The sequence below is a fragment of the Streptomyces sp. NPDC054863 genome (assembly GCF_053610825.1).
In genome coordinates, this window is the sequence record NZ_JBSGZD010000326.1 from 1 (window position 1) to 8,688 (window position 8,688).

The window sequence follows — 8,688 nt, forward strand, 5'->3', positions numbered from 1 at the left end:
GGGCATTGCTCGGCAGTCGAACAGCCGTACTTTAGGGCGGGGTTGTCCCGGAATGTCGACGGGACTGTAACAGCGGTTAGAGGCAGGGGTCGGCGCGGGCAAGTCCTCGGCATGAACAACAACACGCACCCCCAGGCACCGGGCACCCCGCAGGGACAGAACTCCGCGCAGGAGCAGACGGCCCCGGCGCAGGCGGTCCCCCAGGTGCACATCGCCCAGCAGCCGCGCGGAGGTTCGCCCCGCGCCGAGGCTCCCCGCCCCCTCCCCCTCGGTCGCCTCCCGCACGTCCAGCGGCGCGTTCTGACGACTGCTCAGTTGCGTGAGCAGGGAGTGACGGCGGCCGGGGCGTCCTCGCAGTGCGGGCCGGGCGGGCCGTGGCAGCAGCTGCTGCCGGGGGTGTTCGTGCTGCACCAGGGCCCGCCGACCAGCGAGGAGCGGCTGCACGCGGCGCTGCTGTACGCGGGGCGTCCCGGGCGGGACGACAGCGAGGCGGTCGTCACCGGGCTCGCGGCCCTCGCCCTGCACCGGTTCTCCTCCGCGCCGCCGCTGACCGCGCTCACGCAGATCGACGTCATGGTGCCGAGGACGCGGCGGCTGCGCTCCACCGGATGCGTGCGGATCGTGCGGGCGCACGCACTGCCCGGCACCCAGATCATCACCGGACTGCCGGTGGCCCCGGTCGCCCGGGCGGTCACCGACGCGGTGGCGCATCTGACGGACGCGGACACGGTGCGGCGGCTGCTGACCGAGGCGGTGGGCGGCGGCCACTGCGAACCGGCCGCGCTCGTACGGGAGTTGAACATGGCCCGGCTGCTGACACGGCCCCATGTGCAGGACGCCGTGGACTCGATCCTCGCCGAGTGCCGCTCGATCGCCGAGGAGCGGCTGTACGAGATGGTCCGCTGCTACGGCCTGCCGGACCCGCTGTGGAACGTGGACCTGCGGCTGCCGGGCGGCCCGCACCTGGGCGGCGTCGACGCGTTCTGGCCGGACCAGTCGGTGGCCGTCGAGCTGGACACGCGGGCGCCGCGCCAGGACGAGGACGCGCTCTGGTCGGAGTACACGCGCAAGCGGGAGCACCTGGAGCGGCTCGGCATCACGGTCGTACACCTCACTCCGAGGAAGCTGCGCGAGGCGATGGACCAGCAGGCGGCCGTGGTCCGGACGGCGCTGATGGCGTCCGCCGACTGCGACCCGGCCGCCTACGTGGTCGTACTGCCCCGCTGAACTCCCGCGCGCCTCGGCCTACTTGGGGCAGAACTCGGCTTCGAACACCGAGCCCGTGTCCCCGCTGCTCCAGTCGCCGTTGAGGTTCAGGGCGAGCGACTGCCGGCCGTCCCCGGTCGTGCCCGCCTGGGTGATCGAGCCGTGGATCCCGCCGGGGTGGCCCCAGACCGCCTTGCCGCAGGACAGCTTCTGCTCGAAGATGCCCAGTCCGTACCCCACGCCCGGAGCCTTCTCGCTGATCGGGACGGTGGTCTTCATCTCTTTGAGCTGCTGCTGCGGCAGGAGCCCGCCGGTGAGCAGGGCGCGGTAGAAGCGGTTGAGGTCGGCGGTGCTGGAGACCATGGCGCCCGCGGCGCCCGCGAAGGTCGGGTTGAGTTCGGTGATGTCGTACTTCTTCGTGGCGGCCGGGTCGGTGGAGAACTTGGTGTACGCACGGCTGCTGGGCTGCGGCAGGCGGGCCTCGTCGTGCGGGGCGGAAGTGGCACGCAGCTTGAGGGGGCGGATGATGCGCCGCTCGATCTCGCTCTCGTACGAACGGCCGGTCACCTTCTCGACGACCATGCCGGCGAGGATGTAATTGGTGTCGGAGTACTGCCACTTGGCACCGGGGTCGAAGTCGGGGGCGTGGCCCATGGCGACCTTCACGAGCTCCTTCGGGGAGACGGAGTCGTACCGGTGCTTGAGGAATCCGACCTGCATCCGTTCCCGGAGGAACTCCGGGTCCGAGGTGTAGGAGTAGATGCCGCTGGTGTGCTGGAGGACTTGGCGCAGAGTGATCTTCCCGCCGTCGTGGCCGTGCCCGCGGACGACCCCGGGCAGCCACTTCTCGACGCGGTCGCGGAGGGAGAGCTTCCCCTCGGCCTCCAGCTGGAGCAGCACCGTCGCGGTGAACGTCTTCGCGAGCGAGCCGATCCGGAACCGGTCCTGCGCGTGGCGCTCCCGCCCGGTGGTGAGGTCGCCGACCCCTGCGGTGTCCGACCAGGCCCGGGACCCGCCGGGCCCTTCCGCGCGGGCGACGACACCGGGCGCCCCGTCCCGCACCAGGGCGTCGACGGCGGCACGGGTCTGGGCGTGCGGATCCGCGGCGGTGCGTTCGCGGGCCTGCGCGGTGGAGAGGGCTCCGGTGCCGAGGACGGCTGCGGCGGCGAGGGTGGCGACGAACGCGGTGCGGGTGGGGCGGGAAGCGCCGGTGACACGGGTGGTGCGGGTGGGCATGTGGTTCCCCTGCTGGGTCGGGTGCGGGCCGGGCGGCGGGTGCGGCGGCCGTCACGGGAGATGACCCGGGGGTGGGGCAGCAGGGTTGCCCCACCCCTCCCTGGTTGATCCACTTCCGGCCATTCCCGGGCACCTGCGGGGCCGGACGCGCCGGTCAGGTGCGGTGGGGCGGTGGGGCGACCCGGCCGGTCGCCGGCCGGGTGCGCCAGAGTTCGAGGCCGGTGTCGACGAGCTCGACGCGGTCGAGTGCCTCCACCTCGTCGAGGCGGTGCCACGCCGCGAGGTCCGTCGAGCCGCCGGTCTCGTGGCGGAGCTCGCCGCTCACGACCCGGGCCTCGTACACGATCCGCAGGCCCTGGAAGTCCGCGAAGGAGCCGAGTCTGCGCGGGTAGCGGCGGCGGATGGAGTCGAGGCCGAGCAGCGACACGGGTTCGACTCCGTAGCCGGTTTCCTCGTCGACCTCGCGGACGACCGTTTCGAGAGGGTCCTCGCCGTGTTCGAGGCCGCCGCCGGGCAGCGTCCACCGCTTGGCCCCGTCCCGCGCCACCCACCGGGCCAACAGCACCTTCTCGTCCTGTACGCACACGGCGTAGGCAGCGACTCTCAGCTCTGCGTTCATCTGCAGAGGCTAGGCGGATCGGCTGTGGATTGCGCTTTGGACGCCAGAAGTCGACCCCCCTCGCACCCGGTGGCGGAAGACGGCCGGTGGCGGATGTGTGCCACGGTCGCAATCCGCCACAGTCAACTCTCCCCAAACAACTGTCACTTACGACATGCTGACCGGTCATTGGGCACCGAAATCCGGACCTTTTCTGTCCTGACTTCTTCCAGATCCTTCACATTTCAGGGATGCACATGACCGCCACCCCCCAGCCCGCCGCGCCCCGCGCGAACGGCGTCAGACGTACCGCGCGAATAGCCTTCGCCGCCTCGCTCGTAGCCGCGCTGTGTGCGACCGCGCCGCTGCCCGCGTTCGCCGCCGACGGCCCGGAGCCCACTCCCCCGGCCCCCAAGTCCGCCGAGGCCAAGCTCGGCAGCGCGGACGAGGCGCTGCTGACGAAGGCGCAGACGGCCGGGACGAAGGAGGTCACCGTGATGGTGGCCACCGCTCCGGGCGCCACCGAACAGGTGGCAGGGCAGCTCGACGGAGTACCGGGCGCGAGCGTCGGGCGCACCGACGACAAGCTCGGCTACGTACGGGCGACGCTGCCCACCGCGAAGGCGGAGGCGGCGCTGAAGGCCGCCGCGAAGCTCTCCAGCGTGCAGGCCATCGACCTCAAGCAGGAGATCAAGCTCGACGACCCGACGCCGTCGGGCGACCGGGCCGAGGGTGCGGCGAAGAACGCGCCCCGGGGCGCGTACCCGGGTCCGGGCAAGGACACGCCCGCCGAGAACCCGTACAACCCGTCCTTCGAGACCGGTGCCGTCGACTTCGTGAAGAAGAACCCGAAGGCGGACGGCCGCGGCGTCACCATCGGCATCCTCGACTCGGGCGTCGACCTCGGCCACCCGGCCCTCCAGAAGACCACCACCGGCGAGCGCAAGATCGTCGACTGGGTGACCGCCACCGACCCGGTCGTGGACGGCGACGCCACCTGGCGGGCGATGATCACCGAGGTCGGCGGGCCGACCTTCACCGCTTCGGGCCGGACCTGGACGGCGCCCGCGGGCACGTACAAGTTCAACGTCTTCCGCGAGGCCGCCACCACGGGTGGTGACATGAAGGGCGACCTGAACCGGGACGGCGACACCACCGACGTGTGGGGTGTGCTGTACGACCCGGCGACCGGAACCGTCCGCGTGGACCTCGACAACGACGGCGACTTCGCCGACGAGGTCGCGATGAGCCCGTACAAGGACAAGTTCCAGGTCGGCCACTTCGGCAAGGACAACCCGGCCACGGACGTCGTGGAGCAGATTCCGTTCGTCGTCGAGTCCCGCAAGGACGTCGTCTACAACGCGGCGGGCGCGAAGGCCGACTTCGTGAACATCGGCGTCATCGAGAGCGAGCACGGCACCCACGTCGCCGGCATCACCGCCGCCAACAGCCTCTTCGGCGGCAAGATGAACGGTGCGGCGCCCGGCGCCAAGCTGGTCTCCTCGCGCGCCTGCACCTGGAGCGGCGGCTGCACCAACGTCGCGCTCTTCGAGGGCATGTCCGACCTCGTCCAGAACCGCGGCGTCGACATCGTCAACATGTCGATCGGCGGCCTGCCGGCCCTCAACGACGGCAACAACGCGCGCGCCGAGCTCTACACGCGCCTCATCGACACCTACGGCGTGCAGCTGGTCATCTCGGCCGGCAACAGCGGCCCTGGCACGAACACCATCGGTGACCCGGCCCTCGCCGACAAGGTGATCTCGGTCGGTGCGTCCATCTCCAAGGAGACCTGGGCGGCCAACTACGGCTCCGCGGTGAAGACCAAGTACGCGATGATGCCGTTCTCCTCGCGCGGCCCGCGCGAGGACGGCGGTTTCGCGCCGACGATCACCGCGCCCGGCGCGTCGATCAACACCACGCAGACCTGGCTGCCCGGCGGCCCGGTCGCCGAGGCGGGCTACCCGCTGCCGGCCGGTTACCAGATGCTGCAGGGCACCTCGATGGCGTCCCCGCAGGCGGCGGGCGCCTCGGCGCTGCTGCTCTCGGCCGCCAAGCAGAGCAAGCTGGACCTCACGCCCGCGAAGCTGCGCACGGCCCTGGTCAGCCAGGCCGACCACATCAAGGGTGCGCAGGCCCATGAGCAGGGCGCCGGCCTCATCAACATCGTCGACGCGTGGAAGTCCCTGAAGAAGGGCGCGACCGCGCACGAGTACACGGTGAAGGCCCCGGTCGACACCGCGATCGACGAGGCCCTGAAGGAGCCCGGCTTCGGCACCGGTCTGTACGACCGCGAGGGCGGTCTCAAGACCGGACAGAAGAAGACGTACGACATCACCGTCACCCGTACCTCGGGCCCGGCCGGTGACGTCCGCCACGAGCTGCACTTCGAGAACAACGACGGCACCTTCAAGATCGTCGGCAACGACGTCGTGAAGCTGCCGCTGAACAAGCCGGTCACCGTCAAGGTCTCCGCGCAGCCCCGCTCCGGCGGCATCCACAGCGCGATCCTGGAGGTGTCCGACAAGGCCACCGAGGGCATCGACAAGCAGATCCTCACCACGGTCGTCGCCGCCGACGAGCTGCTGAAGCCGTCGTACACGCTGAAGAAGTCGGGCACGGTGCAGCGCAACGGCCCCGTCTCGTACTTCGTGAACGTCCCCAAGGGCGCGAAGTCCCTTGAGGTGGCGATGGGCGGGCTCGCCAAGGGCAGCCAGGCCCGGTTCGTCTCGATCCACCCGTACGGCGTGCCGTCGGACCCGACGTCGACGATCAACTGCTACCCGAACTTCGAGAACCCGGCCAACACCTGCCGCCCGGACGTCCGCTCGTATGCGGACCCGACGCCGGGCGTGTGGGAGATCGAGGTCGAGGCACGTCGTTCGTCGCCGCTCCTCGACAACCCGTACACGCTCGACGTGACGCTCCTGGGCGCGGGCTTCGACCCGGCGGTCAACGTCGTCCCCGAGGCGAAGGCCGGCACTCCGGCCCCCGTCGAGTGGAAGGTCACCAACAACTTCGCCGCGCTGGAGGGCAGGCTGAAGGGCGGCTCGCTGGGCTCCGCGAAGATCGCCAGGCCGAGCATCAAGCAGGGTGACTCGCAGGAGAGCACGGTCGTCATCGGTGCGGGCGCCGAGCGCCTGGACATCGCCATCGGCAAGGTCTCGGACGTCAAGGCCGACCTGGACCTGTTGGTCCTCAAGGACGGCGTCGAGGTCGGCAAGTCGGCGGACGGCGACTCGGAGGAGTCCGTCAGCCTCCTCAAGCCCGCCGCCGGTACGTACACGATCGTCGTGGACGGCTACTCGATCCCGTCGGGTACGACCACGTACGACTACCGCGACGTGTTCTTCTCGCCGTCGCTCGGTTCGGTCACGGCCGACGAGACGAAGACCGTGCAGCTCGCCAACGGCGCTTCGGCGCAGGTCAAGGCCGAGGTGAAGGTCGGCGGCGCGGCTCCCGAGGGACGCCAGTTCTTCGGCGAGGTCCAGCTGGTGAACGCGCGCGGCACCGCTGCGGGCAAGGGCAGCGTCCAGATCGACAAGGTCACGCCGTGACCTCTTCGAGGCGTGCGTGATCCAGAGGCGTACGTGACTCTGTGGCGTACGTGACTCTGAGTCGTAAGCGGCTCTGAGTCGTAAGCGGCTCTGAAGTCGTACGTGAGGTGAGGGGCGGGCCGGGATTCCTCCGGTCCGCCCCTTCCTCGTGCCCGCGGCTCAGATCTCGATCAGCACCTGGTCCAGGGACTTCCGTACGAGATCGGGTACGACGCAGTCGTCCGCCGGGTAGCCGACCGGGATCACCGCGAACGCCTTCTCGTTGACCGGGCGGCCCAGCACCTCGGAGAGGAAGCGCATGGGGCTCGGGGTGTGCACGAGCGCGGCGAGGCCGGAGAGGTGGAGGGCGGACAGCAGCATGCCGACCGCGATGCCGACGGACTCGTCCACGTAGTAGTGCTTGTGCTTGGTGCCGTCCTCGGCGAGCCAGTAGCGCTGCTGGAAGACGACGATCAGGCCGGGGGCGTCGGTGAGGTGCGGCTTGACCTCGTCGGTGCCGAGCGGGCGCAGGGCGTCGAGCCACTCCTCGCCGAGCCGCCCCTCGTAGGAGATCTGCTCCTCTTCCTCCGCCGCCTCGCGGATCCGGCGCCGTACGTCCGGGTCCTTGACGAGGACGAAGGTCCAGGGCTGCTGGTGGGCGCCGGACGGGGCGGTCGCGCCGCACGCGACGGCGTCGCGTATCACCTGGTCGGGGACGGGGTCGGAGGAGAACTGCCGCACGGTGCGGCGCTCGTCCATGCGGGTGCGGAGCTCGGCGGCGCGGGCCAGGGATTCGGCCGTGTCCATCCGTGCGGGGGTGTAGGGCACCGGCCGGTAGGGGTCGCCGTGGGTGGGTGTCCACTTGTTCTTTGTCACAGACATGGCCCGAGCATCGCCGGGGCAGGGGCCCGGTGTCCCGTACTTCGGACAATCGATTGGACAAGGCGGACAGCACCTCCCGCATCATGGGTGCCAACGCCGCAGGTCGTCGCACCTGCACACTGAGGACTGAGGAGTCACCGTGAGGGTCGGAATCGTCGGAGCCACCGGTCAGGTCGGCGGAGTTGTGCTGCGGATCCTTGCGGAGCGGAAGTTCCCGGTGAAGGAACTGCGGCTGTTCGCCTCGGCGCGCTCCGCCGGCAACACCCTGGAGTGGGACGGCAAGCCGGTCACCATCGAGGACGCCTCGGCGGCCGACTACACGGGTCTCGACATCGTGATCTTCTCCGCCGGTGGTTCCACCTCCAAGGCCCTCGCCGAGAAGGTCGCCGCCCAGGGCGCCGTCGTCATCGACAACTCCTCCGCCTGGCGCCGTGACCCCGAGGTCCCCCTCGTCGTCTCCGAGGTCAACCCGCACGCGGTGGCGGACCGCCCCAAGGGCATCATCGCCAACCCGAACTGCACGACGATGGCCGCGATGCCGGTGCTGCGTCCGCTGCACGACGAGGCAGGCCTGACCGCGCTGATCGCCACCACCTACCAGGCCGTGTCCGGCTCGGGGCTCGCCGGTGTCGCCGAGCTCGACGACCAGGTCAAGAAGGTCGTCGACCGGGCGGCCGAGCTGACGCACGGCGCCGGCGGCGTCGAGCTGCCCGAGCCGAACGTCTACAGGAAGCCGATCGCCTTCAATGTGCTCCCCCTCGCGGGCAGCATCGTCGACGACGGTTCGTTCGAGACGGACGAGGAGCAGAAGCTCCGCAACGAGTCCCGCAAGATCCTGGAGATCCCGGAGCTGAAGGTGTCCGGCACGTGCGTGCGCGTCCCGGTCTTCTCCGGCCACTCGCTCCAGGTGAACCTGCGGTTCGAGCGACCGCTCAGCGTGGAGCGCGCGTACGAGCTGCTCGGCGGCGCCCCGGGCGTGGCCCTCTCCGAGATTCCGACGCCTCTTGAGGCGGCGGGCCAGGACGTGTCGTACGTGGGCCGTATCCGCGTCGACGAGACCGTCGACAACGGCCTCGCGCTCTTCCTCTCCGGCGACAACCTCCGCAAGGGCGCCGCACTCAACGCGGTGCAGATCGCGGAGCTGGTCGCGGCGGAGCTGAAGGGCTGACGCACCTCGCGGACCGCAGGGCGGTGACGCCGGGCGACGGGGGTGCGCGCCCTGCGGCGGGG

General features: G+C 70.5%; 6 protein-coding genes. 3 read left to right on the forward strand and 3 right to left on the reverse strand.

Annotated features, from left to right (window positions below):
• Positions 1-111: 111 nt before the first annotated feature.
• Positions 112-1,227, forward strand: a complete 1,116-nt coding sequence (locus ACWGIG_RS33825) for a hypothetical protein (protein WP_453325523.1) — start codon at positions 112-114, stop codon at positions 1,225-1,227.
• 18 nt (positions 1,228-1,245) lie between these two features.
• On the opposite strand, the gene ACWGIG_RS33830 is transcribed toward ACWGIG_RS33825, so the two are convergent.
• Positions 1,246-2,442: a serine hydrolase domain-containing protein gene (locus ACWGIG_RS33830; RefSeq protein ID WP_453325524.1), complete on the reverse strand. Its 1,197-nt coding sequence runs from the start codon at positions 2,440-2,442 to the stop codon at positions 1,246-1,248.
• A 154-nt stretch (positions 2,443-2,596) separates the two neighbouring features.
• Positions 2,597-3,061, reverse strand: coding sequence for an NUDIX hydrolase (locus ACWGIG_RS33835; RefSeq protein ID WP_453325525.1), 465 nt, complete (start codon positions 3,059-3,061; stop codon positions 2,597-2,599).
• A gap of 236 nt (positions 3,062-3,297) precedes the next feature.
• On the opposite strand from ACWGIG_RS33835, the gene ACWGIG_RS33840 reads away from it, so the two are divergent.
• Entirely contained in the window at positions 3,298-6,597 is a 3,300-nt protein-coding gene (locus ACWGIG_RS33840; protein ID WP_453325526.1) for a S8 family serine peptidase, read from the forward strand.
• A 159-nt stretch (positions 6,598-6,756) separates the two neighbouring features.
• Here the strand turns inward: ACWGIG_RS33840 and ACWGIG_RS33845 are convergent, their stop codons facing one another.
• Positions 6,757-7,458 (reverse strand): nitroreductase family protein, encoded by a 702-nt coding sequence (locus ACWGIG_RS33845; RefSeq protein WP_453325527.1) that lies wholly within the window; start codon positions 7,456-7,458, stop codon positions 6,757-6,759.
• Positions 7,459-7,597: 139 nt separating this feature from the next.
• Here ACWGIG_RS33845 and ACWGIG_RS33850 point away from each other — a divergent pair, with 139 nt between their 5' ends.
• Positions 7,598-8,626, forward strand: coding sequence for an aspartate-semialdehyde dehydrogenase (locus tag ACWGIG_RS33850; RefSeq protein ID WP_453325528.1), 1,029 nt, complete (start codon positions 7,598-7,600; stop codon positions 8,624-8,626).
• Positions 8,627-8,688: the final 62 nt, after the last annotated feature.

What these genes read in the sequence shown, in the direction of transcription:
- ACWGIG_RS33825 (WP_453325523.1), top strand. Translation starts at nt 112, where the DNA reads ATGAACAACAACACGCACCCCCAGGCACCGGGCACCCCGCAGGGACAG.
- ACWGIG_RS33830 (WP_453325524.1), bottom strand. Translation starts at nt 2,442, where the DNA reads ATGCCCACCCGCACCACCCGTGTCACCGGCGCTTCCCGCCCCACCCGC.
- ACWGIG_RS33835 (WP_453325525.1), bottom strand. Translation starts at nt 3,061, where the DNA reads ATGAACGCAGAGCTGAGAGTCGCTGCCTACGCCGTGTGCGTACAGGAC.
- ACWGIG_RS33840 (WP_453325526.1), top strand. Translation starts at nt 3,298, where the DNA reads ATGACCGCCACCCCCCAGCCCGCCGCGCCCCGCGCGAACGGCGTCAGA.
- ACWGIG_RS33845 (WP_453325527.1), bottom strand. Translation starts at nt 7,458, where the DNA reads ATGTCTGTGACAAAGAACAAGTGGACACCCACCCACGGCGACCCCTAC.